Annotated in this window: 25 protein-coding genes; 9 read left to right on the top strand and 16 right to left on the bottom strand. The window is 35.8% G+C overall.

Translation table 11 applies throughout. The features are described 5' to 3' along the window. Positions 1–81 precede the first annotated feature (81 nt). Genes FNJ88_RS07860 through FNJ88_RS07845 form a run of 4 tightly spaced genes read right to left on the bottom strand, consistent with a single transcriptional unit; the run spans position 82 to position 6412 of the window. Positions 82–1491 (bottom strand): efflux transporter outer membrane subunit, encoded by a 1410-nt coding sequence (locus FNJ88_RS07860; protein WP_143852653.1) that lies wholly within the window; start codon positions 1489–1491, stop codon positions 82–84. Positions 1492–1525: 34 nt separating this feature from the next. Continuing rightward, complete coding sequence (locus tag FNJ88_RS07855; RefSeq protein ID WP_143852652.1) at positions 1526–4678, bottom strand: efflux RND transporter permease subunit; 3153 nt, start codon at positions 4676–4678, stop codon at positions 1526–1528. A gap of 3 nt (positions 4679–4681) precedes the next feature. Then, positions 4682–5911 carry an efflux RND transporter periplasmic adaptor subunit gene (locus FNJ88_RS07850; protein ID WP_143852651.1) on the bottom strand — a complete coding sequence of 410 codons (1230 nt, stop codon included), beginning with the start codon at positions 5909–5911 and terminating at the stop codon, positions 4682–4684. Positions 5912–5965: 54 nt separating this feature from the next. Then, positions 5966–6412, bottom strand: a complete 447-nt coding sequence (locus FNJ88_RS07845) for a transcriptional regulator (protein ID WP_143852650.1) — start codon at positions 6410–6412, stop codon at positions 5966–5968. Positions 6413–6579: 167 nt separating this feature from the next. Here FNJ88_RS07845 and FNJ88_RS07840 point away from each other — a divergent pair, with 167 nt between their 5' ends. The 4 genes from FNJ88_RS07840 (at position 6580) to FNJ88_RS07825 (ending at position 8572) form a co-directional block, all read left to right on the top strand. Beyond that, the gene (locus FNJ88_RS07840) at positions 6580–6918 is read left to right on the top strand and encodes a translation initiation factor (protein WP_143852649.1); all 339 of its coding nucleotides are present in this window, start codon (positions 6580–6582) and stop codon (positions 6916–6918) included. Positions 6919–7160: 242 nt separating this feature from the next. Beyond that, entirely contained in the window at positions 7161–8015 is an 855-nt protein-coding gene (locus FNJ88_RS07835; RefSeq protein WP_143852648.1) for a nucleoside phosphorylase, read from the top strand. A gap of 88 nt (positions 8016–8103) precedes the next feature. Then, entirely contained in the window at positions 8104–8331 is a 228-nt protein-coding gene (locus FNJ88_RS07830) for an addiction module protein (RefSeq protein ID WP_143852647.1), read from the top strand. A gap of 61 nt (positions 8332–8392) precedes the next feature. Beyond that, complete coding sequence (locus FNJ88_RS07825) at positions 8393–8572, top strand: hypothetical protein (protein ID WP_262711449.1); 180 nt, start codon at positions 8393–8395, stop codon at positions 8570–8572. A gap of 20 nt (positions 8573–8592) precedes the next feature. On the opposite strand, the gene FNJ88_RS07820 is transcribed toward FNJ88_RS07825, so the two are convergent. Further along, on the bottom strand, positions 8593–9150 hold the full coding sequence (locus tag FNJ88_RS07820) for a DNA-3-methyladenine glycosylase I (protein ID WP_143852646.1): 558 nt from the start codon (positions 9148–9150) through the stop codon (positions 8593–8595). 193 nt (positions 9151–9343) lie between these two features. Between FNJ88_RS07820 and FNJ88_RS07815 the strand changes: the two genes are divergently transcribed. Both FNJ88_RS07815 and FNJ88_RS07810 read left to right on the top strand, forming a co-directional pair. Then, positions 9344–9610: a hypothetical protein gene (locus tag FNJ88_RS07815; protein ID WP_143852645.1), complete on the top strand. Its 267-nt coding sequence runs from the start codon at positions 9344–9346 to the stop codon at positions 9608–9610. 94 nt (positions 9611–9704) lie between these two features. Beyond that, positions 9705–10517, top strand: coding sequence for an enoyl-ACP reductase (locus FNJ88_RS07810; protein WP_143853891.1), 813 nt, complete (start codon positions 9705–9707; stop codon positions 10515–10517). Positions 10518–10576: 59 nt separating this feature from the next. Here FNJ88_RS07810 and FNJ88_RS07805 read toward each other — a convergent pair whose 3' ends face one another. Both FNJ88_RS07805 and FNJ88_RS07800 read right to left on the bottom strand, forming a co-directional pair. Then, complete coding sequence (locus FNJ88_RS07805; RefSeq protein ID WP_143852644.1) at positions 10577–11920, bottom strand: M28 family metallopeptidase; 1344 nt, start codon at positions 11918–11920, stop codon at positions 10577–10579. Next, entirely contained in the window at positions 11917–12948 is a 1032-nt protein-coding gene (locus FNJ88_RS07800) for a threonine aldolase family protein (RefSeq protein WP_143852643.1), read from the bottom strand. Before FNJ88_RS07800 ends, FNJ88_RS07805 begins: the two co-directional genes overlap by 4 nt. Positions 12949–13147: 199 nt before the next feature. Between FNJ88_RS07800 and FNJ88_RS07795 the strand changes: the two genes are divergently transcribed. The 3 genes from FNJ88_RS07795 to FNJ88_RS07785 all read left to right on the top strand — a co-directional run bounded on the left by FNJ88_RS07795 (position 13148) and on the right by FNJ88_RS07785 (position 15912). Beyond that, positions 13148–13801 carry a metal-dependent transcriptional regulator gene (locus FNJ88_RS07795; RefSeq protein ID WP_143852642.1) on the top strand — a complete coding sequence of 218 codons (654 nt, stop codon included), beginning with the start codon at positions 13148–13150 and terminating at the stop codon, positions 13799–13801. Positions 13802–13884: 83 nt separating this feature from the next. Beyond that, on the top strand, positions 13885–15510 hold the full coding sequence (gene pruA, locus FNJ88_RS07790; protein WP_143852641.1) for an L-glutamate gamma-semialdehyde dehydrogenase: 1626 nt from the start codon (positions 13885–13887) through the stop codon (positions 15508–15510). A 159-nt stretch (positions 15511–15669) separates the two neighbouring features. Further along, on the top strand, positions 15670–15912 hold the full coding sequence (locus FNJ88_RS07785; protein WP_143852640.1) for a YtxH domain-containing protein: 243 nt from the start codon (positions 15670–15672) through the stop codon (positions 15910–15912). Between the two features lie 131 nt (positions 15913–16043). On the opposite strand, the gene FNJ88_RS07780 is transcribed toward FNJ88_RS07785, so the two are convergent. The 9 genes from FNJ88_RS07780 to FNJ88_RS07740 all read right to left on the bottom strand — a co-directional run bounded on the left by FNJ88_RS07780 (position 16044) and on the right by FNJ88_RS07740 (position 24906). Continuing rightward, positions 16044–16901, bottom strand: coding sequence for a neutral zinc metallopeptidase (locus FNJ88_RS07780; protein WP_143852639.1), 858 nt, complete (start codon positions 16899–16901; stop codon positions 16044–16046). Positions 16902–16932: 31 nt separating this feature from the next. Continuing rightward, positions 16933–19014: an LTA synthase family protein gene (locus tag FNJ88_RS07775; RefSeq protein WP_143852638.1), complete on the bottom strand. Its 2082-nt coding sequence runs from the start codon at positions 19012–19014 to the stop codon at positions 16933–16935. Continuing rightward, a complete protein-coding gene (gene ribH, locus FNJ88_RS07770) occupies positions 19014–19511 on the bottom strand; it encodes a 6,7-dimethyl-8-ribityllumazine synthase (protein ID WP_143852637.1) in 498 nt (165 codons plus the stop codon). Before ribH ends, FNJ88_RS07775 begins: the two co-directional genes overlap by 1 nt. A gap of 11 nt (positions 19512–19522) precedes the next feature. Further along, a complete protein-coding gene (locus tag FNJ88_RS07765) occupies positions 19523–20233 on the bottom strand; it encodes a tetratricopeptide repeat protein (RefSeq protein ID WP_143852636.1) in 711 nt (236 codons plus the stop codon). Positions 20234–20344: 111 nt separating this feature from the next. Next, the gene (locus tag FNJ88_RS07760; RefSeq protein WP_143852635.1) at positions 20345–20878 is read right to left on the bottom strand and encodes an adenine phosphoribosyltransferase; all 534 of its coding nucleotides are present in this window, start codon (positions 20876–20878) and stop codon (positions 20345–20347) included. Positions 20879–20881: 3 nt separating this feature from the next. After that, positions 20882–22084 (bottom strand): NTF2-like N-terminal transpeptidase domain-containing protein, encoded by a 1203-nt coding sequence (locus FNJ88_RS07755; RefSeq protein WP_228414499.1) that lies wholly within the window; start codon positions 22082–22084, stop codon positions 20882–20884. Between the two features lie 97 nt (positions 22085–22181). Beyond that, complete coding sequence (locus tag FNJ88_RS07750) at positions 22182–23012, bottom strand: GLPGLI family protein (RefSeq protein ID WP_185145788.1); 831 nt, start codon at positions 23010–23012, stop codon at positions 22182–22184. A gap of 57 nt (positions 23013–23069) precedes the next feature. Continuing rightward, positions 23070–23255, bottom strand: a complete 186-nt coding sequence (locus tag FNJ88_RS07745; protein WP_143852633.1) for a bacteriocin-like protein — start codon at positions 23253–23255, stop codon at positions 23070–23072. Positions 23256–23574: 319 nt separating this feature from the next. Continuing rightward, entirely contained in the window at positions 23575–24906 is a 1332-nt protein-coding gene (locus FNJ88_RS07740) for a quinol:cytochrome C oxidoreductase (protein ID WP_143852632.1), read from the bottom strand. Positions 24907–24912: the final 6 nt, after the last annotated feature.

The following is a 24912-nucleotide window of genomic DNA, read 5'->3' as shown; positions in this document are numbered from 1 at the left end:
AAAGGCGTTTCACTTAGCAAAAAAAATCTCTTCCAATAAATTGAAAGAGATTTTTTTATGATATATTCGAAGATGCTTTTATTATCTCCATCCACCACCAAGAGCGCGATACAATTCAATTCCAGCATCAAGTTTAGAATATTCGGCATTTGAAATATTCAGTTCAGCATTCAACTGGTTAACACTCGCGTTGATGACCTCAAGATAGTTCGCTAAACCGTAGTTTACCAATTCCTGCGAATAGTCTACAGAGTTTTTATAGGCATTCATTTCTTTCTTTTTCAGATTAATGAAACCATCTTGCGATTGATAAATCTTTAAAGCATCAGAAACTTCTCTTCCTGCTGTTAATACTGATCTTCTGAAGTTCAGATAAGCGATTTCTTTGTTCGCTAAACTTACTTCGTATTGCGTTTTAATTTGTCTTTTATTCAAAATCGGTTGGGCTAAACCTCCGACAACATTCGCAAAAAGTGAACTTGCACTGAACAGTTGATCGATATCTCCTGAAGAGATTCCTCCACTTCCCGTCAATCTTAACGTCGGATAGAAATTAGCTTTGGCAGCATTCGTCAGTTCAAAAGCATTTATCAAACGATATTCTGCAGCTTTTACATCAGGACGGTTTTCTAATAAATTTGCAGGATAACCTAAGGCTATACTAACTGGCATTTTCTGAGCATCAATCGTTGTACGCTCAATAGCATGGGAAGGTTCGCCCATTAAAAGACTGATGGTATTTTCGAGTAAGGCAATCTGCACATCAATACTAATCAGCATTGATTCTGCATTGAAAACAAGCGCCTGACTTTGCTGAACTGCAACTTCCGTAACCGTTCCTGCATCTTTTAAAGCTTGGGTGGTTTCAAGATTTTTATTTCTTAAAGCGATGGTTTCGTTAATGATTTTCTTCTGATCATCAAAAGTCAAAAGCTGATAATAAGCCGATGCAACTGACGCTACCAAATCGCTTTTCACAGCTTGATGGGCAGAAACAGTTCCTAAATAATTAGCTAACTCCGCTTTTTGCTGGGCTTTTAATTTTCCCCAAATATCAACTTCCCAACCAACATTTGCAGAAACATCAACTTGATTTCCATACTTTCTTTGTCCTACTAACTGGCCAGACTGCGTATTTAAAGACTGTGTCTGAAAGGTATAATTTGGACCAACAGAAAGGGTTGGTAAATAAGCTGCTTTACTTTGCTTTAAATAAGAATCCGCCGCACTAATATTTTGCAAAGCAACTCTTACATCTAAATTATTTTCTAAAGCCGTGCTAATATGTTTTTGCAAAACTGGATCAGTGAAAATTTCTCTCCACGAAACAGTTGCCATACTCGTTGAATCTTTCGGCAGTAAATCTGTGCGGAAAAGATCTTCGTTAATCACTTCACTTGGTCTTTCATACTTTTCGCGCGTCATACAAGACGTCAAAACAAAAGCTGAAAAAAGAACTGAAAGTATTTTTATATTGAAATATTTATTCATTTTTTTAATTTTCATAAAAGTTTTGGACTTTCAATTATTCAGATAGATTAATTTCCTTTTCTTTTAAAGGCACTACTTTCTCCTGTAGGTATTGGAATATTACAAATAACACCGGAATTGCAATAAGACCGAATACCGTTCCTATTAGTAATCCAGAAGCTGCACCTGTGGCAATCGAGCGGTTTCCTACAGACCCAATTCCTGTTGCAAAAACCAATGGAATCATTCCAAAAATAAAGGCAAATGAGGTCATCAAAATCGGACGCAACCTTGCTTTGGCAGCATTAATGGCCGACATTGCAATTGATTCCCCATGATGGCGCCGTTGAACCGCGAACTCCACAATCAAAATCGCATTCTTTGCGAGTAATCCAATCAACATAATAATTGCAATTTGGAAGTAAATATTATTCTCTAACCCAAATATCCGCTGACCGAAAAATGCTCCGATCACTCCCAAAGGAAGAGAAAAGATCACCGAGAAAGGCAATAAGTAACTTTCATATTGAGCAGCCAGAATAAAGTAAACGAAAAGAAAACTTAATAAGAAGACGATATAAGTCTGTGATCCAGCTTTCATTTCTTCTTTTGTTAATCCCGTAAACTCAACATCATAATTAGCTGGTAAGTTTTCGGCTGCAACTTCCTGTACTGCTTTAATGGCATCTCCCGTTGAGAAACCAAGATTACTGGAACCGTTGATTCCAACTGAAGTAAACAAGTTATATCTCTCTAATGATTGTGGCCCGAAACTTTTTTCCAAGGTAACAAACTGCGATATTGGCGCCATCGCTCCAGAAGCTGTTTTCACAAAAATCGAATTTAAACTTTCGGGAGATTTTCTATCATCCGGTAAAGCTTGAATCATCACCCGAAACTGCTTCCCATATTTCGTAAAATCTGAAGAATAAATTCCCCCAATATACCCTTGCATGGTACTCAATATACTATTTAAAGACACTCCGCTTTCTTTTGCTCGGGGCGTGTTAACGACCATTTGATACTGCGGATAATTGGTATTAAATGAAGTTGAGGCAAACTGAATCTCCGGTCTTTGCATCAAAGCACCAACGAAACTTTGTGTCACTTTATTTAATTCTGAAATATCTCCGCCTGATTTATCCAATAAAACAGTTGAGAATCCATCACTGCTCCCAAAACCAGGTACACTTGGTGGCGAGAAGAAAATGATCTTCGCGTCAGGATATTTACCAGTGATTCCAAATAACTTTCCGGTAATCTCATCAATACTTTGCCCGTCTGCTTTACCACGTTCATCAAAAGGTTTCAGCTTAATAAAAGCTTGGCCAACATTCGATCCAGAACCCGACATAAATCCACGACTTGCAGTATAGGTTACATTTTGTACTCCTGGAATTTTCCGAGCTTCCTTTTGAAGATCAGACAAAACATTATAGGTCCTTTCCAGAGAAGCTCCTGGTGGAAGCTGTACATCGGTAAATAAAATCCCACGGTCTTCTTTCGGAATAAATCCTGTAGGCATGGTAGAACTTGCCCACCAAAAAGTAACTGCTCCAGCTGCAAAGATGACCAATAAACTCATCCATTTATGTCTTAATAAAAAACTAAATGATTGTCCATACTTTTTCGTTCCTGCATTAAAACCTGCATTGAACTTAGCAAAGAACTTTTGCATAAAATTCATGCTCGCGTATTCCTTTGAATGATGCGCAGGAGGTTTTAGAAACATGGCACAAAGTACGGGACTTAGCGTTAATGCATTTACAGCGGAAATTAAAATCGCAATAATTAAAGTGATTCCGAACTGTTGGTAGAAAACTCCAGTTGGTCCTGTTAGGAACGTTACGGGAATAAATACCGCAGCCATTACTAAGGTGATCGAAATAATCGCACCTGTAATTTCATCCATCGCTTCGATCGTCGCTTTTTTGGCATCAGTAATCCCGCTTTCCATTTTTGCGTGAACAGCTTCTACGACTACAATCGCATCATCAACCACAATTCCAATGGCGAGAACCAAAGCGAAAAGAGTCAATAAGTTAATTGAGTAACCGAACATATTCAGAAAGAAAAAGGTTCCAATAATCGAAACCGGAACGGCAATCGCTGGAATTAAGGTTGATCTAAAATCTTGTAGGAATAAGAATACTACCAAGAATACCAAAACGAATGCTTCTAATAAAGTAGTTACTACTTTAGAAATGGAAGCATCTAAGAATTCATTGGTATCGAAGTTAATGTTATAGCCAATTCCTTCAGGTAACGTTTTTTCGGTTTCCTTTAATAAAGTCTTTATATTGGTGATAATTTCCTGTGCGTTGGAACCGGGAGTTTGGAAAATCCCCATACTGATGGAGCGATTCCCATTACTTTCACCAATTCCTGCATAAGATTGTGAATCTAATTTAATTTCTGCAACATCTTTTAAACGGAGATATTCTCCATTACCGAGTGCCCGCAAAATAATATTTTCAAATTGATCTACTTCATTATATTTTCCTTTATAAGTAATAATATACTGGAAAGAACTCCCGCTGTTTTCACCTAAAGCTCCGGCGGCGGCTTCTCTTGACTGTTCGTTTATTGCGGCGGAAACTTCAGTAGGCTCTAAACCGTAAGCTGCCATTTTCGCTGGATCTAACCAAATTCGCATGGAGTAATTTTTGCCTCCAAAAACCTGGGCATCACCAACACCATTTACCCTTTTTAGTTCGGGGATAATATTAATGTTCAAGTAATTCTGCAACCAAACTTCATCTAAATTCGGATTTGCAGTATAAAAACTCAAGAACATCAAAGCACTGGTTTGTTGTTTGCTTACCTGAACTCCAGATCTAGTAACCTCGGAAGGAAGAAGTGGAATAGCCCGCTGAACTTGATTTTGAACATTCACCGAAGCAATATCCGGATCAATTCCCTGTTTAAAGAAAATCTGAATCGAAGCAGAACCGTTGTTTCCAGCAGAAGAAGAAATATAATCCATTCCTTCTACTCCATTCACTTGTTCTTCGATTGGAATAATAACACTATTCATTACCGTTTGCGCATTGGCTCCGGTATAATTTGCAGAGATCCGCACCGTGGGTGGTGCAATATCAGGATACTGTGTAACCGGCAAAGAAATTAATCCCAGAATTCCCAAAACAACAATCATGATGGAAATTACCGTGGATAAAACCGGTCTGTTTATAAATTTTTTAACCATCTTTTAGAAAATCGGTTTTATAGCATTAATAATATCGTCAAACTTTTTCGGTTGAGGTTTTACAGGAGTTCCTGTTTTTAAAGTTCCAACTCCCTCCACGACTACAATTTCTCCTTTTGCTGCACCATCTTTAATTACGACCATATTGTTCACACGATCGATTACTTTAATGACGGCACTCTTTGCGGTGTCTTGTTTTACTTTATAGATATAGACTAAACCTTGCTGTTCAATAGTCGCACTTTCTGGAACTACTAAAGCATTATCATAAGTCACCGGGATTCTAACTGATCCACTATTCCCGTTGCTCAATAATTTTTTTGGATTTGGGAAAACAACTCTAAACTGAATACTCCCTGTTGCAGCATCGATCTGGCCAGTAACCGCTTTCACGTAACCTTTCTCTTCGTAAACATCTCCATTTGCCAAGACTAATTCGACGGCTGGCATATTCTTTAATTTTTCAGGAACGGTTGCTCCCTCTGCAGTCTTCAGAAAGTCTAAATATTCTTTTTCATTCATTGAAAAATAAACGTACAATTCGCTGGTATCAGACACCGTTGAAATCGGCATAGGATCTCCAGGACCAACTAAACTTCCGTTTCGGAAATTGATTTTACCAATCACTCCAGATATTGGCGCGCGGATCACAGAATAATCAACATTTGCCTGAGCGCCTTGGTAATTCGCCTGCGCCTGTGCAACTCCCGCCGAAGCTTGTTGCTTTCCAGCTTGTGCCTGGGCAACTTGTGCTTGTGCTCTAGCAAGATTTGCCTGTGCCGTTTGCAACTGAACATTGCTGATAATATTTTTCTCTACTAAAGGTTTCAATTTATTTACTTCTACTTGCGCTGCACTTACGGCAGATTGCGCTGCTTTCACATTCGCATCGGAAGCGGCAACATTGGAACGCGCTGCTCCAACTCCAGCTTTCGCAGCATTCGCTGACTGGCTTAAAGAATTGGTCTCCAAACGAAATAGCGGTTGTCCTTTTGAAACATACTGTCCTTCATCAACCAACACTTCGGTAATGTAACCTTGCATTTTGGCACGCACATCATTATTTACACGACCTTCAATGCTCGCCGGAAACGTAGAGTATCCGACAACATTTCTAGTCTCGATGGCAACAGTTCCAACAGCTTTTGGTCCTTGCGGAGGTCTTTGATCTTCTTTTTTGCAGGACAAAACCGACAAAACAGAGAAGGAAAGAAGGATAATTTTATTTTTCATGAATTTAATTTTATAATTGGGCTTCACTAACTAAAGGTTCTATTTATTGTTTTTTTATAATTGATCAAGTGTTTCCTTTATAGTGGAAATGTTTTTATTAAATAGATTGGTGTAGACATCAAATTTTTGAAGAACGACTTCACATTTGGTATTTCGGAATTTTTTCAGATTTTCTAAAATCAATAATTCACGTTCCATTTTTTCTATAATTTCCTGGAAACGAATTTTCATATATTTTTCATTCATTACGAAAAACCGTTTACGTTCATCAATTTTATTAAAGTCGTTAATGATATTCAGATTCAAAAGTAAGTTAAGATTAGAAGAAACTGAACTTTTACTGGCTGCAAAAATTTCTACAAACTCATCAAACGAAACTCCTTTTCTGTCAAAATCAAAAATAAGATACGCGTAAATCTTAGCCGCAAGAGGCGGTAAATGGAAGGCTTCTCCATAAAAATTAACCATTTCGCGAAAGATTTCTTTGTCTATTTCTATCATTATTTAAAATTAATCTGTAAAAATAGGATTTAGTTCTGAACTAAAAGAACCAAAACTGAATTTTAAGATAATTTTATGATTTCGATAACATAATCTTGTTTATGTTATTTAGTCTTAAAATTGATTTGATTAAAGGATTTCAAAATAAAATTGATTAATTTTGATAGATGGATTTGAGAGACCAACTAAAAAATATGTTCCCTGATCACGAAGAACAGGATTTTGTAATGCCTTCCGATAACTATGGGGAAGAAAAGTTCGTACAAAACGAACCGCTCGTCTGTAAATTTGAAAAAAAAGGCAGACATGGAAAACCAGTTACTCTAGTTGAAGGTTTTGAAGGAAGCGATCAAGAAATGAAAAAGATTTCGAAAAAGATTAAAACAACTTTGGGAATCGGTGGGTCAGAAAAAGATGGCATCATCATTATCCAAGGTGATAATCGGGATAAAATTATGGTGATTCTAAAAGAGATGGGCTATAAGACAAAACGAGTTGGTGGTTAAGAAAAACAAAAAGAGGATAGACCGCTTCGCTGATAGAAAAAAGGAGAGAGATTTTGTAATAAGACAGAAGTTGCAAAGACGAATCTGTAGCCCGACTTGAGTGGAGCTCTTTTTTTGACGAGGAACGAGGAGGAAAAAAGCGGGAACGGAAGGCGGAAATGTCTGCCATAAAAACATAATAAAGTGGCACTCGACTTAGTTAAATGTCTGCCCAAATAATTATTTAGAAATAAAAATATAATATGCTTAATAAATTAGCAGCTTCAGAATTGGTGCTCAATGACGACGGAAGTGTGTATCACTTGAACTTGTTGCCAGAAGATATTGCCGGGAAAATCATGTTGGTTGGTGATCCAGATCGAGTACCGAAAGTCTCAAAGTATTTTGACAAAATCGAAATCAAGAAAAATAAAAGAGAATTTTATACGCATACGGGAACTTTGCGTGGCCAAAGAATTACGGTAATGTCGACTGGAATTGGGACTGAAAACATCGATATTGTGATGAACGAATTGGATGCATTAGTGAATATCGATTTGAAAAACAAAGAATTTACAAAGGATCACACGGCGCTGGAATTATTCAGAATGGGAACTTGCGGAAGTGTAAATCCGGAGGTGGAAGTTGACAATATGTTGGTGACGGAAAACGTGGTTGGACTTGATGGTTTGATGCATTTCTATCAGGATTATAGTTTTGAAAATGAATTCTCCAGAAATTTTATGGCGAAATTTCCTTATGAGAAAATCAAACCGATGTTGTATTTTTCTGATTGGTCGAAAGAAATGGGAGAATATTATAGGGATGCAAAATACCACGGAAATACAGCGACTTTCCCAGGATTCTATGCACCACAAGGACGTCAGCTTCGTTTGAAAGCGATTGATGATCAATTTTTGGAAACTTTAAATGAATTAGGTGTAACCAACTTCGAAATGGAAACATCGGCGATCTATGGACTTTCTAAATTATTGGGACATAAAGCAATTACGGTGAATTCTGTTATTGCAAACAGAAGACGTGGAGAATTTTCTGCCGATCATGCGGCGTCTGAAAGAAATATGATTGAATGGGTTTTAGATCGGATTATAAAATAAAGATTTAGATTTACTATAGAAATTCAAGAAAGAATTTTCTATTCTTAATTTAATAGGATAGAAAGTTCTTTCTCACAAATTACTAAAAATGGAAACTACATTAGACATAAAAAAAAGAATTCACGATTTTGTCGATCAAGCTGACGAAAGGATACTTAGGATTTTTAATGCAATTATTAGCACAGAAGAATCTGAACTTGAAGGTTTGAGCTCTGAACACAAGGTAATTATAGATGAAAGGTTGCAGGAACACAAAGAAAATCCGACGTCTGGAAAATCTTGGACCGATGTAAAACAGGAGTTGAAAAGCAATTAACTGGTATAAAGACGAAAACGAAAATCTTCCTGTAATTCTATTAGACAAGATTGAAGAAAGTTTGAATAAGATTAGGGAAAATCCTAATCATTATCAAAAGAGATATCATGAAATCAGAATTGTTTTTACAAAAAAATTCCCTTACGGTATTTACTATACTTTAGAAGAAAATAATATTTTTGTTCATGCGTTTTTACATACTAAACGAAATCCCAGCGTGGCAGAAAAACGCATAAAGTAAATTCTACTTGGGCTGGAATTTTATTTTTTACAATGACAATCCACCAAATGATCATCAACCATTCCCGTCGCCTGCATGTAAGCATACATCACAGTTGAACCTAAAAACTTAAATCCTCTTTTCTTTAAATCTTTCGATAAAGCATCTGAAATTTCTGTAGTTGCAGGAACTTCACTTAAAGTTTTCGGATGATTGACAATCGGTTTTCCATCGACGAAAGCCCAAATATAATTAGAGAAACTACCAAACTCTTTTTGAACTTCAAGAAATTTCTGAGCGTTATTAATGGTTGCTAAAACCTTTAATCTGTTTCTTATAATTCCAGCATTATTCAGTAACTCTCCTATTTTCTTGTCAGAATAATTTGCAATTTTTCTATAATTAAAATCTTCAAATGCTTCTCGGAAGTTTTCACGCTTTTTCAAAATCGTGTACCAGGAAAGTCCAGCTTGAAAACTTTCCAAAACTAAAAATTCGAATAGGATAGAATCATCGTAAACCGGTGTTCCCCATTCTTTATCATGATACCTTCTATATAAATCATCTTTTTCTGACCAATCGCACCGAACTATTTCCATTTGATAAACTTTAGTTCAAAAATAGAAAACTAAATATCTAAATCTGATCTTTAAAACTCTTATAATATATTTTAACAAAATTTTACAATATGTTTAACATAGTATTAGCTTTTTTAGGAATGGAACTTGCAACTTAACATAGTATCAAATTAAATTTTTTCAATCACTAAATATTAACATTAAAATTATTACAATGGACAGACAAGATTATAACAAAGCAGAAGACGCAGTTAATAAAACAAAATGGACTGTAAATGATTATGCTGATAGAGCGAAGGATTATATCCGCGAACAAAGAGATAAAAACACAGAACCAACTGCTGAAGGCTGGATGGAAAGAGCGAAAGATAATATTTCTGACGCTTGGGAAGACACCAAAGACGCAGCCTCCGATGCTTGGGAAAAAACCAAAGATTGGTCTGAAGATGCAAAAGCAGAAGTTAGAAAAGCAACTAACTAAGCTAAATTAGCTATAAGAAAGAGAGTCGTATTCTGTACGGCTCTTTTTTTTATGCGTTAAACAATAAAATTTTTTAAATTTGTCTAAAATTAAGATTATGTACGGATTACTAAAAGGTAAGAAAGGAATTATATTCGGCGCTCTAAACGATCAGTCTATCGCTTGGAAAGTTGCAGAAAGATGTCATGAAGAAGGAGCTGAATTCATTCTTTCTAATGCGCCTATCGCAATGAGAATGGGTGAAATTGATGAGCTTGCCAAGAAAACTGGCTCAGATGTTATTGCTGCTGATGCAACTTCTGTGGAAGATTTGGATAAACTTTTTGCTCATGCTGAAGAGAAATTTGGTAAAATAGATTTCATTCTACATTCCATTGGTATGTCTGTAAACATTAGAAAAGGTAAATCATATACCGATCTTAATTACGATTTCTTAGAAAAAGGTTGGGATATTTCTTCGGTTTCTTTCCATAAAGTAATGAAAGCTGCTTGGGACAGAGATATTATGAACGAGTGGGGTTCAATTTTGGCCTTAACTTATATCGCTGCACAACGGGTGTTCCCGAATTATGGTGATATGGCCGACAACAAATCTTATCTTGAAAGTATAGCGAGAAGTTTCGGCTATTATTGGGGCGACAGAAAAGTTCGTGTAAACACGATCTCTCAATCTCCCGTTATGACTAAAGCAGGAGCTGGTGTAAAAGGAATTAGCGGGTTTTTCAATTTCGCAGACAGTATGTCTCCTCTAGGAAATGCAGATGCTCTTGATTGTGCTAACTATTGCGTAAGTATGTTTTCTGATCTTACCAGAAAAGTGACGATGCAAAATCTTTTCCATGATGGTGGTTTCAGTAAAACTGGAGTTTCACAAAAAATTGTAGATAAATTTGAAGATTTAGAATAACTAAATTATTAGTTGAAAATATAAATTCCGTCTCGTTGCATTAACAAGACGGAATTTTTTTATCTTGAAACTTTTGGAATTACAGGCAAACTTTGATTTTCTGAAACAGAAACACTTTGCACGGCAAAAATAAAATTATCCTTGGAAAGTGGAACGGTGTAGGAAGTTTCGGTAGTGAAAATTTTATGAGTCCAAACAGATTGATCCGTTTCTCTGTACAGAACGTTATATCCCTTTACTTTTCCCGAAGCAGGTCTATCCCAACTCAGTTTGGTAGAATTTGAGAGTTCTTTTACATCCATCAAAACATTTTCTGGTTGCGGTGTTGATTTCGCCAGATTTGCAAGGACGGCTACATTTACGGCAGTATTGGTTTTTAAATAATCGAAATCCATAAACTCAATTAAATCGCCATATTTTTTATTGTTCTCCGTTCTGATATCTTGATGTTGATGATCGTAATTTTCATAGTAATCAGTTAATCGAATGGCAGTGAAACCATGATTAACAAAAGGAGCATGATCGCCACCTCGTAAAAAGCGGTCGTTCCTATAAATCAATTTGATGTCTATATTTTTAACGTATTTCTCTCCAATTTCTTTCACATATCTAGCGAGTTGTCGCGCATTCCCGTCATTTTCGAGACCAAGATTCCGAATCTTTGCAGCTGATTTTTCAGTTTCAAAAGCAGATAAGCCTTCACTGAAAACTCTCAACTTTGGAGTTCCATCATTTTTAGGAGCATCGAAACTGTTGTTTCCAATCATATCATTATTTAAAACGGCTTGAATTTTCCAGTTATCCTCTTTTGCTTTATCGGCCAACATTTTGGCACCTAACAAACCCTGCTCTTCACCAGTTACCGCAACAAAAAGAATGGACGCTGGGAATTTTGATTTGCTTAAAATTCTTGCGCTCTCAATAACTGCAGCAACGCCACTTCCGTCATCATTGGCTCCAGGCGCATAATCCGACGAATTTAAAACATCTGAAACTCGTGAATCCAAATGTCCAGAAATAATGATGATTCTATTGTCTGATGGATCGGTTCCTTTTAAAAAAGCGATTGCATTTCCAAGATTCGTCAATTTATTTATTCGTTTTCCGTCGGGGTGCAAATCTTCATTTTGAAGATAAACTTCCATTCTGCCCTCAGAATTCTTTGCATAATTTCTAAATTTCGATAACACCCATTCTCTGGATGCTCCGATTCCTTTAGCTTTATCGGTGGTAGAACTCATGGTATGTCGGGTTCCGAAACTTACCAGTTTTTCAACATTCGCTTTTAGTGAATCTTTACTCACCAATTTTACATACTCTGAAATCTCAGGATCTTTTTCCTGTTTCTGCGCATTTAAACTTACGGAGAGCAATATGCTCAAAATGAAAACTGTTTTTCTCATTTCAAATTTTTTATTTCATTATTAAAATCAGCCACAACTTCATCAGAGGTTGCCCAAGAAGTAATCAGGCGAATTGCAGATTTTTCTTGATCGAGTTTTTTCCAAACATAAAAATCGAACCGTTCTGATAACTTTTCAATTTGCTCATTTCGCAGAATAGGAAAGATCTGATTAGTAAAGGTTTCAGAAAGGAAATCAACTCCAATACTTTGAAAAGTTTCTTTGATCTTCATTGCTTGTTGATTCGCGTGTTTGGCTAAATCAAAATACAGATCATCTTTCAATAATTCTTGAAACTGTATTCCGAGCAGGCGACCTTTTGCCAGCATGGCTCCTTTTTGTTTTAAATGGAAACCAAATTCTTCTTGTAAAATTTCATTATTAATGACAATTGCTTCTCCAATTAAGGCTCCGTTTTTTGTTCCACCTAAATAGAAAGCATCGGTATATTTTCCAAAATCCTCTAAAGTCAAATCATTGGTTTCGGCAGTTAACGCATGTCCTAACCGTGCTCCATCAACGAACAAATAAAGTTTATTTTCTTGGCAGAACTGGTATAAATCAACCAATTCTTTTTTGGAGTAAATCGTTCCGATCTCTGTTGAATTTGAAATATAAACCAATTTCTGTTTTACTTGATGCGGTTTATTTTGATGAGCGTCAATAATTTTTTGAATATCGTCAGGACGAAGTTTACCATCATTAGTTTCAACAGCATGAACTTTATGACCGGTTGCTTCAATTGCGCCACTTTCGTTGGTGAAAATATGACCAGTCGCAGCAGCTACAACGCTCTCATGCGGACGAAGAAATGCAGAAATAACAATCAAGTTTGCCTGAGTTCCGCCTGATACTAAATAAACTTTAGCGTCCTGATTTTTAATTTTTTCTTTAATAATGCTTTCTACATTTAAAGAAAAATTATCTAAACCGTAACCATTATGTTGCGTAAGATTACTTTGCACCAAAGCTTCCAGAATTTTGGGGTGTGCACCTTCGGCATAATCATTTTTAAAGGAATATTTCATCACCTAAATTTAAAGAAAAGACCTATCAAAAACACAAATTCTAAAAAGATTTTTTAATTTTAATATTGAGCTTTATTATTTTATTGAAATAAGCGCATAATCCTAAACCAATTCAGAATGTTCCAACAGTTTCCAAAATAAACATGAAAGTGATTTTATTATTTAAATGTTAGATTTGCATTCACAACACCCTAACTTTATGATTTCACTTACCGAAGAAAATTATTTAAAAGCAATATTTCATTTACGAAACGCCGACAACACGGTTACAATAACCGAGCTCAGCAAATTTTTAAATGTTAAAATGCCCAGTGTGAATAATATGATGAAGAAATTTGCTCAAAAGAACTGGGTCATTTACGAATCATATAAACCGTTGAAGGTTACAACATCCGGACAAAGAGAAGCTGCATTGATCGTGAGAAAACATAGGCTCACGGAAATGTTCCTGGTAGAAAAAATGAATTTCGGCTGGGAAAATGTTCACGAAATCGCGGAACAATTAGAGCATGTACACTCTGAAAGTTTCTTCGACAAAATGGATGAACTTTTAAATTATCCAAAATTCGATCCCCACGGAGAGCCTATTCCTAATAAACAAGGAGATATTATTTCTTTGGATTTGAAAAAGCTAAGTGAATGCGAGATTGGTCAGAAGGTAGTTTTCAGTTCTGTAACCGTTTCCGACAATGATTTCCTAAATCACCTTAATACCAAAAACTTAGTACTAGGTGAAAAATGGAAAATTTTAGATATTGAAAAATATGATCAGTCTATGGTCATTTCAAAAGATGACAATAGCACAACGACGTTAAGCGCTGTAGTATGCGACAAGATTTTGGTTAATAACTAAAGGAAAGTTAAGCTCGTTTGCCGTATTAATGTAATTGCCTTAACTTTGTACTTATCACAAAATAAACAATAAAATTTTAAAATATGTCAAAAGCCATTTCACAGGTTCCATTTGCAATCAATGAGTCTGTTAGAAGCTACGAACCAGGTTCTGAGGAGGTAAAATCTTTGATTTCTACTTACAAAAAAATGTGGAAAGAAAAAGTTGAAATCCCAATGACCATCAACGGTAAAGACGTTACAACTGACGAGAAAGTAATCATTAATTCCCCACAGGATCACCAGCATAACTTAGGTTTTTACTATAAAGGATCTATGTCCCATGTTGAGGATGCAATTAATACCGCTTTAGCAGCGAAAGAAAAGTGGAATAATTTAGGTTGGGAACATCGTGCAGCTATTTTCTTAAAAGCAGCAGATTTAATTGCGGGACCTTACAGAGACCGTTTGAATGCCGCAACTATGATTGCTCAGAGTAAAAATGTTCACCAGGCAGAAATAGATGCTGCTTGCGAATTTATTGATTTCTTGCGTTTCAATGTAGAATTCATGACAGAAATGTACAGCGAACAACCGGTTTCAGATAATGGAATTTGGAACAGATCAGAATACAGACCGCTAGAAGGTTTCTGTTTTGCGGTAACTCCTTTCAACTTTACTGCAATTTCCGGAAACTTACCAACTTGTATGGCAATGATGGGAAATGTAGTTGTATGGAAACCATCTGACAAACAAGTTTATTCAGCAAAAGTAATCATGGACGTTCTTACGGAAGCAGGTTTACCGGCTGGAGTTATCAACATGATCTTCACCGACGGAAAAGAGACTGCTGAAAAAGTATTGGCTCATCCAGATTTTGCAGGTCTTCATTTTACAGGTTCAACTAAAGTTTTCCAAAGTATGTGGAAAATGATGGGAGATAATATTCATAACTATAAAACCTATCCAAGAATTGTTGGAGAAACGGGAGGGAAAGATTTCGTAATGGTTCACCCATCTGCGAATGTAGAGGCAGTTGCTACCGCTTTAGTTCGTGGGTCTTTCGAATACCAAGGTCAAAAATGTTCTGCCGCTTCTAGAGCATACATTCCGAAATCACTTTGGGCTGATGTGAAGAAAGTAATGGAGGCACAGATGAAAACCATTAAAATGGGAAGTCCAGAGGATCCTTCTAATTTCGTGAACGCAGTGATTGATAAAAACTCTTTTGAGAAGTGTAAAGGTTATATCGAGCGTGCAGAAAAATCAAGTGATGCAAAGGTAATCATTGGTGGAAAATGTGATGACTCAAAAGGATGGTTTGTAGAGCCAACCGTAATTGAAGCATCTAATCCTAAATATGAGTCTGTTTGCGAAGAAATTTTCGGACCGATCCTTTCTGTTTACGTATATGAGGACAAAGACTGGACAGCAACTTTGAAATTGGTTGATGAGACTTCTCCTTACTCTTTAACGGGGGCCATATTTTCTCAAGACCGCTATGCAATTGATGAAGCTTTCAAAGCCCTGGAAAATGCTGCGGGTAACTTCTATATCAACGACAAACCAACTGGAGCCGTAGTAGGGCAACAACCATTTGGTGGTGCCAGAGCTTCGGGAACAAATGACAAAGCAGGGTCAAAAATGAATTTAATGAGATGGACTTCTGTAAGAAGTATTAAAGAAACATTTGTTTCTCCCAAAGATTATAAATATCCTTATTTGGGTTAAAAAAATATTTAAAATTAATCCGCACTGTTTGTGCGGATTTTTTTTTAAAAAACTTTAACTTTTAACAAAGATTTAAGCAACTGAAAACGTTCTTTGGCACAGATTTTACATTAATGCAATTATCATATCATTACATTAATAATTAAAAAAAATAACATTATGGGATCTAAAAAGAATGGACTTCTCGCATTATTAGGATTAGGAGCTTTAGCTTGGTGGAAATATAAAAATTCATCAGAAGAAGAGAAGCAAGCAGTTAAAGACAAAGTTAATACTGCAAAAGATAACTTCAACCAATGGGGAAGTGATCTAAAATCAAAAGCTACAGACGTTGCGTCGCAAGTGCAAGATAAGGTGAACCAAACTAAATCTTCAGTAGAAGATAAAATAAATCAAGGATAACCAAACACCTTCATATATTTTTGTAAAACTGCATTGTATTTATTACAATGCAGTTTTTTTACATCAAAAAATCCCGAAGAATATTCGGGATTGGTTATAATTACAATGAGGAATGTCACTGTTAATAAGTGTTATTTCAAAAAGCTGTTAAAGGTATCACCTTGGCGAATATCACCAGTATTATACCCTTTCATGAACCATTCTCTTCTTTGGGCAGAGCTGCCATGTGTAAAGCCTTCCTGATTCACGTAACCCTGTGATCTTTTCTGAATATTGTCATCTCCAACCGCTTCCGCAGCAGAAATTGCAGATTCGATATCTCCAGGTTCAAGAAATTTCTCACGATTATCTGTTTGCTTTGCCCAAACACCAGCGTAAAAATCGGCCTGGAGCTCTGTAGCAACGGACACCCTGTTCATCTCTGCCTCGGAATATCTTCCGCTATTTCTTAACTGATCTACTTTTTGGGTTGTCCCTAAAAGTGTTTGTACGTGATGTCCAATTTCATGAGCCATAACATAAGCAATTGAAAACTCAGTCACCTGCGCACCAAAACGTTGTTCAAGCTCCTTGAAAAAGCTCATATCCATATAAACCGTTTGGTCTGCAGGACAATAAAAAGGTCCCATAGCTGCTTGAGCAGTTCCGCAGCCAGACTGTGTAACACCTTCAAACATTACAACTTTCGCAGGACTGTATTGCATTCCATTTTCCTGAAAAATTTTAGTCCAGGTTTGTTCATTTTCGGCCGTAACCATTTGCACAAACTCACGAACTTTCAATTCGTTCGCATTTAAGTCACGCTGTTCTGTCTGTGGACCAGCGCTTCCCATTCCAGAAGATAATATTGCTGAAGGATCACCCCCTAAAAAAAATATGATTGCTGCGATAATTAAGGTTCCTAAACCACCACCTACTAATATGCCTCCGCCTCCGCCAGATCCGCGCCTATCATCTACATTACCACTTCTATCGTTTGTCCATTTCATTTCTTAACTTTTTATAAAATTACAAAAAAAATTATTTATCCAGTTTATTTTCTTTTAACCAAAATGAAACACTTTGATAAACAGAAATACAGTCATCAACTAGATTTTTCTTCGGATCCTTTACCGGGATTTCATCATAAAAAAGCTTAAACTCTTGTGGAAGATCTGACTTTTGCAATTGTAAAGAATATTGTTTTACTTTTTTGGTAGGCGAAATAATCGTTAAATAGTTATCTTTTATTAATCCTAAATCTTGATAAGTTGCAATATATGCTCTGGGTTTATAATTAGGTTCAAAAATATTCTGTCCCAAAAATTTCGACTTATATTTAAAGTTAAGCAGACCGAATAAAGTAGGCATTACATCAATTTGCGACATGGTAGAAGTAAACTTTTGCGGCTCTATAAATCCCTCTGAGAAAATGAAGCCCGGTATTCTGTATTTGTCCATTGGAAGTTCAGTTTTACCGGCACTTGATGCACAATGATCAGAAACAATTACAAATACGGTATTTTTGTACCAACTTTGTTTTTTCGCCATTTCAAAGAATTTTCGAATAGAATAATCGGTATATTTCACACCTCCGTCCCGTGATTTGGCAGTTCCAGGAATATCAATTCTCCCTTCAGGATAAGTAAAAGGTCGGTGGTTGGAGACCGTCATCCATTGATGAAAGAAAGGCTTTCCAGATTTGGAATCTTCATTCATCTTCTGAATGGCCTTCTTCGCCATATCCTCATCTGCAACACCCCAAACATTCGAAAAGGTAATTTCTTCAGGTTTAAAGTCATTTCGATCGACTATTTCATAACCATTTCCTTTATAGAAATCCTCCATGTTATCAAAATAGCTATAACCTCCATAAAGGAATTTTACGTTGTAGCCTTTATCTTTAAAAACACTACCGGTACTAAACTTATTCTTATTGTTTACCCTTTTTACAAGACTCTCACCCGCAGTTGGTGGGATACATAAGGTTAATGCTTCCAACCCTCTAACTGTCCTGTTTCCCGTTGCATACAAATCTGTAAACATCAAAGATTTATCAGCTAAACTATCTAAAAATGGCGTTATTTTCTGTGTATTTCCGTAATGCTCCAAAAATTCTGCTGACAGACTTTCAATCGAAATTAACACCACATTTTTATGTGTTTCCGCATCCAAAGGATTGATTTCTCTTTCTAAAGTTGGGGGATCAAACTGACCTAGAAAATTTTTCTCTGCATCAGCTTGACTCAGCGTTGGATAAAATTGAAAATAATCAAGTTCTTTTTGAGTAAAAGCATTAAAGAATTTAGGAAAACCATTGGCCTGGATTTCCTGCGCAAAAGTATTGCCCGATTTTACTTTTCCAAGCTTAGGGATAACAAATAAACTAATAGCACACAGACCAATAAAAGAGGCCAGTAAGACCAACTTCTGCATAAAGGTAGGTAATACAATTAATTCTTTACTGGTCTTTTTATAAATGAACCACGTTACTAAAACAGCAAGCGCCAGAATTCCAGAAAATAAGGGAACAACGGGGTAACTTTCTAAAATATTACCAATTACCTCATTCGTATAAATTAAATAATCTACTGCAATAAAATTATATCGAACTCCGAATTCATTCCAAAAGAAGTATTCGCTTACCGCATTAAATATGATTAAAATGACATATAGAAAGAGGGTGACGAAATAAAGAACATTCCGAAGCTTTACTCTTTGTTTTGGGAGGAATAAGAGAAGTCCAAACAGAACCATTTTTAAACCTATAAAAGACATTGCAATCTCTGGAAATGAGCCTCCATATTGTTTGAAAATATTTCCCGGGACAAATGCTGTGTATAAGAATGCCAATACCAAAATCCCAAAAATAATGTACCCATAAGGTTTATGGTATTTGGAATTGGATAAAAATAAAAAATATAATGCAAGTATACTACTTGCTAAAACGAAAACGAACGCATCACTTAAGGCGCCTATAAAAAGTATTTTAAGGCTTTCAAACAATCCAAAACCTACCGTAGTAATCGGATGAAAAATAAAAACAATTCTTACAATTAAAGAAACTAAACCGTAAAATAGACCCAGGTAAATAAACGGTTTGATTTTGGAAAGTGATTTCATTATATTAAATTTCTATCGAGTTGCTGTTTGAAGACAATCATCTGCAAAGCCGTTACCGCTGATTCAATTCCTTTATTTCCTAAGACACCACCACTCCTTGCGATGGATTGCTCTTTGGTATCATCTGTAAGAAGACAGAAAACAGTAGGAACGTCGGTTAAAATATTGCAATCTTTAATTCCCTGTGCAACGCCAGAACAAACATAATCAAAATGTGCGGTCTCACCTCGAATCACACATCCAATTGCGATCACCGCATCGAATCTGTTGCTTTTGCATAGTTGCATTGCGGCATAATTGAGCTCAAATGCTCCAGGAACTTTAAACACGCTAATATTATCTATTAACACCCCTTCTTTTTTTAAAACTTCTACCGCCCCATCACGAAGGTTATGGGTTACGAAATCATTCCATTCTGAAACAACAATGCCAATTCTAAAAGAATCGGCATCATTAATTTGTAATGGTTGATAATCTGAAAGATTCACCGTTGCCATTCTATATTTTTTTAATAATATTTTACCATTTCGATATACGCTTCGGACATACCATTATCGTAATCTTGATATTTTTCATCAATTGTAGAGAAATGTTTTTTTGCTTCCGCATTTTTCTTTAATGCTAGCGCTACCAAACCAGCTTTTCTGGTAAAGTAATAAGTAGTGTAAGGATCGTCTGAAGCAGAGACTGCTTTGTCTAAAAGTGACAACGCGTCATCGCTTCTATTAAGATTTGCTTGACAATCTGCCATAGCACCATATTTCAATGCCATTAAAACACTACTATCAGAAGAAAATTTATCCAACAAATCATAAGATTCCTGATACTTCCCTTCTTTGAATTTAATCAATCCTGCATTATACGCTGCCAATTTTCCAACATGGGTTCCAGAATAATCTTTGTAAGTTCCTAAGTAACCTGGATTAGCGGCACTTTTTCCACCTAAAGCCAGATCTTCTTTACCTTCAGCCAAATTTTTCTGAGCAGCAAGATAACTTAATGTAGCCTCTTCATTTCTGGGCGCCACATAAAACTGCTGGTACGCAAAATATCCAACGACACCCAATACCAATGCACCGAAAACAATCAATAGCATTTTTGCATTTTTCTCAAGAAACTTTTCGGTATCTAAAGCACCTCTGTCTAAATCTTTGAAAACCTCTACAGTTTCCTTTCCTTCCATTTCTTTTCTGCGGGTACGCAAATTAAGTTTTGCCATAGTTTTAATAAAAATTGAAGTGCAAATTTAGCTGTTTTTGAGTGATATACAAAATATTGTTTGAAAAAACATTTTTTTGAAAATTAAGCTTCTTTTAAAAGGTATTTTAGTTTAATAACTTAGGATCGAATGAAGTTCTGCATCAAATTTATCTAATCGCTCCTCCCCTTTTAAATCTTTCAGGCTAATTAAAAAACTAAATTGAGAAACGGTAGCACCTTGTTTTTGAACAAGCATAGCTGCAGCTTCCGTAGTACCACCTGTTGCTAATAAATCATCATGAATTAATACGCGTTGACCTGCTTTAATTTGTCCCGTACGCATTTCAATTTCTTCAGAACCATATTCTAAATCATATTTCTGAGCTACAAAAGGCGGTGGTAGTTTCCCTTTTTTCCGAATTAATACAAATGGAATATCTAACGCAACTGCGATTGCAATCCCAAACAAATAACCGCGACTTTCTATACCACAGACCGCGTCGATTTTACCACGACTAAAGGATACTAAATTATCAATAACCTCTTTATACAGTGTTGGATTAAGAAAAATAGGGGTGATGTCTTTAAATTGAATTCCCGGTTTGGGGAAATCAGGAATATTCTGGATGGTATTTTCTAAATCCCGAATAAGTTGGTGATTCATCTTCTAATTAATTTTATAGCTTGAAATTTTCCAGTCACCGTTTACATTTTTCAATCCAAACGTCACCTGAATTGCAGTTACTTTGCCAGTCTTATCCGTAATATCGTATGTCGCATTTACATTGGCAGCATTAGCACTGGCATTATTAGTAGACATGCTTTTCACATTAATACTTTTCACACCACCAAAACCAGAAGTTGGATTAGAAAACTTGTCATATGATTCCCAATTAGGATTATCTGCTACATCGTAAGCTCCACGAAGATTCTGAGCAGATAAATTATTTAAAAATTTTGAAACACTGGCTTTAGGATCTGATTTCGCAGCAGGAGTATCTGTTGTACTTGCTGGAGCATCTGTTGGCTGAACTGCTGCAGGATCGGAAGGATCATTTGCTGGGTTCTCAACCGGATCTCCTGCAGGCATAAGCAACGCTTTAGAATTTACATCAACACCTATTTTGGACATTTTAAAAGTCTTTTTCGTAGTCTTAACAGAAACCGTAATATCAATTTTTTGATCGATGATTTTCTGTGCAGGTAATGAAGCAAACCGTAAGATAAAACCTTTGAAATTATTATCTAGCATCAAGTTTTTCGCCGTGTATATTTTATTTCCGCCACTGTGAACTTGTAATACTGCTTCTAAACCAGCACCTGAGAAACTGACTGGCTGCCCAGAATCATCTACTAATCGTGGGGTAATCTTTAAAGATTGTGGCCCTAAAACCGCATCATTACCCAAAGGAATTACGGTTATATTCAATGCACTGGCAACAATATCATTCGGGTCGAATTCCGTTGCTTTTTCGCTCCCAAAAATATTCATCTCGCCTAATGATGGCGGTCCAGAGCTTGACCAGTCAATGCTGTTTTTCTGTGCAATCTGATCAGCTAAGGCAAAGATCTCCTGGACTTTCTTACCATTAATCAGCTTGCCCAGAGCGGTAAGCTCATTCATCTCACCATCTTCCTCTACGCCGAAAGTTTTCAAGATATACAGCGCCTCGTTAAATTTTACTTGCTCTAATGTATTTAAGCTGGATGCCATATCATTAATGCTGGACTGTAAAGTCCTGGTTGTTGTAGCATCTGCAGTATCTTTTTTACAACCAATAAGAAGTATTAAAAAAGTAAGTAAAACAAATATAAAGATGTTTTGACTTCGAACTTTTTTTAAAATTATTTTTTTAAGTATTGTATTCATAGGAAATCGGTAATTTAACAAATTTATAAAAAATTACCGACAAAAAGATTTATATAATTATTTCGTAAAACTGATTCTAAGAAAATTAACACATTACCTACCGCAACAAATCTATTTCTATAATATTATTATCTTTTTTAATTCTATTTTTGAATAATTTCTCTTCTTCTCTGAAAATTTCAACGCCTGATTTAAAAGTTCCGTCGGAGTCAATTTGATCAGGATATCTTCCTCTTAAGCTTTGCAATGGATCTTTTCTGTAGTCCCTATAAATCTTCGCATATTCTTCTTGACTGATTTTTACTGCCATACTACTTTCCCTAGTTTCTGGATAATCTGTAAAGTCATTTACTTTATAGATTGCGACCAAAGAAAACTTATGCGTTTTTGTAGCATCCTCGATGGTAAAAATAAGGCCTGGTAAGCCATGGAACTTATATGGACCATCTTGAACTGCAATCTCTGGAGAATACCAAGCGGCCCATTCTCTACCAGCGAAATTGACAGCTGCAGAAAACACCTCCTTCCCTAAGATAGTATCTTTTTTATCTTTTAAAATCCAATTTAAGTTTCTAAGATCTTCTACATCGAAAGTTCTCATGTGAACTTTCGTCAACATGTTAATTTTGTTAGCACCAAGATCTTTGACAATCTTAAAATCGATATATTCCTTGTTTGGTGCCATAAAAAATTGCCCCTTTTTTGCAAAAGCTGCTTTTGTAGAATCAATGTTAAAGTTCTGGTAGCTGTAAAACTGAGAAGTATTTTTCTTGACATCCAGATACATCATGTAATTGGATACTTGCTTGGGATTATCATTATCTTTTACAAATTCATAATCATATACAAATCGGAAACTCTGCCCATATGAATTCAGAAACAATGTAAAAAGCAAAATCCTTAAAACCTTAAAAAATGAAATTCTCACAATATTTTTAATTTAAAAGAAGAATAGGCTACAGTTTTTACTGTAGCCTATTATTTTTTACGCTGGTGTTAATACAGCTCCTTTAACACAACCTAAGTCTCCACCTGTTCCATGTTCATGGTGAACAGTGGTACTACAATTGGTTGTGCCTTTCCAACAGCACTTATAATCACCTGTAGGCTGTGCTAAACCACCATTTACTGTTCTAAGTTGATTTCTCGAAAGCATCTTTAAATTTTTCATAAGTTAAATTTTTATAAGTTTTCGTCATTATTGACAAATCAAAAATATGAAACAATTTTGTACAAAATAACAAATTTATTTGCGATTTTATTGCGATCTTATGCAATAAGCAACATTATTCGATAATATATCAATAATTTACAAGTCATGCTACTTAAATAATAAAGTGGTTATGTCTTCTAAAAGCAATTCATGCCATATATATAAATTCTTATAAAAAGAACATTGAGAGCTTACTAAATGATAATTTCTTACCGACTACCCATTAAGAAATCCTGTTCAGTAAATGAACAGGATTTTAGTTTATAGTAAATATGCCTTAGAAAGGATATTCATAGATCTTCGATTCATGTACGAATGGATTACCTTCAGGTATCAGTCTACGTTTTGATAAAGTGGTCAGTACCGTAAAGATAAACAAACCTAACCCAAACAATACCGCTCCAAGATTTGTTAGTAATCCTGTAATATTTTCCCAGTAAGGACCAACTGATCCAGGCATAACCATATTATAATATACTAACCAGTGACCAGAGATTATTATCACAGCCAAGGTAGTCATTACGGTATAGTTTCTTTTGATACTTGAACTTACCATTACCGCTAAAGGAATTGCAAAATTTAAAAGTAAAATTAACCAGAATGCCCACCCATAATACTCAAATCTACCATAGAAGTAATTTACTTCTTCCGGAATATTTGCATACCAGTATAACATAAATTGTGCGAACCAGGTATAAGTCCATAACATGGTAGATGCAAAAAGGAAAACTCCTAAATCGTGTAAGTGATTGTCATTAAATTGAGGAAGGAAGCCTTTCTTTTTAAGATATACACTTATCAACATAATTACAGCAATTGAAGTAGCTAAAGCACTTACCATTGCATACCAAATATACATTGTAGAATACCAGTGCGGGTCAATAGACATCAGCCAATCCCACGCCCAAGCTGCTGAAGCAAAACCAAAAAAGGCAATATAACCAACGTTCCAGCTATAATATTTTGCATAAACCTTTCTATCTTTTGTTTCATCTACTTTGGTAGAAAGACCTTTTAGTTTCCAGGCGAAGAACGAAGCTCCGATTACATATAAAAGTGTTCTAAATACATAGAACGGAATATTTAAGAAGGTTTTCTTCTCGAAGAGAATTGGATCAAAGTTTGCGCTGGCGGGATCTGTTAAATCACCATCCATCCAATGGAAAAGATGTCCCATGTGCGTTACGTTCATTAACATAACGATGATAATAATAGCTCCAGCCCACGGAATCACTGAAGCAACCGCTTCCATTACTCTTAAAATAATTATAGACCAACCTGCGTGTGATACTGTCTGAATTGCATAAAAAAACAATGCGCAACAACTTAAAGCAAAAAGAAAAACTGAAACGGTATGAATTGCCGCTAAAGGCTGATTCTTAAACTGCATTTTTGCATGCTCTAGGTGGGCAGCATGGTCTTGTGGACCTACCATTTCGCTAGAGTTTGAAGGAGCATGATTTCCGCCGGCATGTACTGCCTCCATCATATGTTCAATCTGCGCATCATCTACTCCATGATTCATGAAGTAACCTGCGCCAAAAAGCACCAGTCCTGCGACGATGAATATGATTGAATATAATCTTAATTTGGGTGAAAAACTATACATTTTATT

It is taken from the genome of Chryseobacterium sp. SNU WT5 (genome assembly GCF_007362475.1).
Taxonomy (GTDB): Bacteria; Bacteroidota; Bacteroidia; order Flavobacteriales; family Weeksellaceae; genus Kaistella.
This window is presented reverse-complemented; position numbering and strand designations above follow the sequence as displayed.

Bases quoted from the DNA above. Each gene is read 5' to 3' on its own strand.
- FNJ88_RS07860 (WP_143852653.1), bottom strand. From the start codon at position 1,491: ATGAATAAATATTTCAATATAAAAATACTTTCAGTTCTTTTTTCAGCT.
- FNJ88_RS07855 (WP_143852652.1), bottom strand. From the start codon at position 4,678: ATGGTTAAAAAATTTATAAACAGACCGGTTTTATCCACGGTAATTTCC.
- FNJ88_RS07850 (WP_143852651.1), bottom strand. From the start codon at position 5,911: ATGAAAAATAAAATTATCCTTCTTTCCTTCTCTGTTTTGTCGGTTTTG.
- FNJ88_RS07845 (WP_143852650.1), bottom strand. From the start codon at position 6,412: ATGATAGAAATAGACAAAGAAATCTTTCGCGAAATGGTTAATTTTTAT.
- FNJ88_RS07840 (WP_143852649.1), top strand. From the start codon at position 6,580: ATGGATTTGAGAGACCAACTAAAAAATATGTTCCCTGATCACGAAGAA.
- FNJ88_RS07835 (WP_143852648.1), top strand. From the start codon at position 7,161: ATGCTTAATAAATTAGCAGCTTCAGAATTGGTGCTCAATGACGACGGA.
- FNJ88_RS07830 (WP_143852647.1), top strand. From the start codon at position 8,104: ATGGAAACTACATTAGACATAAAAAAAAGAATTCACGATTTTGTCGAT.
- FNJ88_RS07820 (WP_143852646.1), bottom strand. From the start codon at position 9,150: ATGGAAATAGTTCGGTGCGATTGGTCAGAAAAAGATGATTTATATAGA.
- FNJ88_RS07815 (WP_143852645.1), top strand. From the start codon at position 9,344: ATGGACAGACAAGATTATAACAAAGCAGAAGACGCAGTTAATAAAACA.
- FNJ88_RS07805 (WP_143852644.1), bottom strand. From the start codon at position 11,920: ATGAGAAAAACAGTTTTCATTTTGAGCATATTGCTCTCCGTAAGTTTA.
- FNJ88_RS07800 (WP_143852643.1), bottom strand. From the start codon at position 12,948: ATGAAATATTCCTTTAAAAATGATTATGCCGAAGGTGCACACCCCAAA.
- FNJ88_RS07795 (WP_143852642.1), top strand. From the start codon at position 13,148: ATGATTTCACTTACCGAAGAAAATTATTTAAAAGCAATATTTCATTTA.
- pruA (WP_143852641.1), top strand. From the start codon at position 13,885: ATGTCAAAAGCCATTTCACAGGTTCCATTTGCAATCAATGAGTCTGTT.
- FNJ88_RS07785 (WP_143852640.1), top strand. From the start codon at position 15,670: ATGGGATCTAAAAAGAATGGACTTCTCGCATTATTAGGATTAGGAGCT.
- FNJ88_RS07780 (WP_143852639.1), bottom strand. From the start codon at position 16,901: ATGAAATGGACAAACGATAGAAGTGGTAATGTAGATGATAGGCGCGGA.
- FNJ88_RS07775 (WP_143852638.1), bottom strand. From the start codon at position 19,014: ATGAAATCACTTTCCAAAATCAAACCGTTTATTTACCTGGGTCTATTT.
- ribH (WP_143852637.1), bottom strand. From the start codon at position 19,511: ATGGCAACGGTGAATCTTTCAGATTATCAACCATTACAAATTAATGAT.
- FNJ88_RS07765 (WP_143852636.1), bottom strand. From the start codon at position 20,233: ATGGCAAAACTTAATTTGCGTACCCGCAGAAAAGAAATGGAAGGAAAG.
- FNJ88_RS07760 (WP_143852635.1), bottom strand. From the start codon at position 20,878: ATGAATCACCAACTTATTCGGGATTTAGAAAATACCATCCAGAATATT.
- FNJ88_RS07755 (WP_228414499.1), bottom strand. From the start codon at position 22,084: ATGAATACAATACTTAAAAAAATAATTTTAAAAAAAGTTCGAAGTCAA.
- FNJ88_RS07745 (WP_143852633.1), bottom strand. From the start codon at position 23,255: ATGAAAAATTTAAAGATGCTTTCGAGAAATCAACTTAGAACAGTAAAT.
- FNJ88_RS07740 (WP_143852632.1), bottom strand. From the start codon at position 24,906: ATGTATAGTTTTTCACCCAAATTAAGATTATATTCAATCATATTCATC.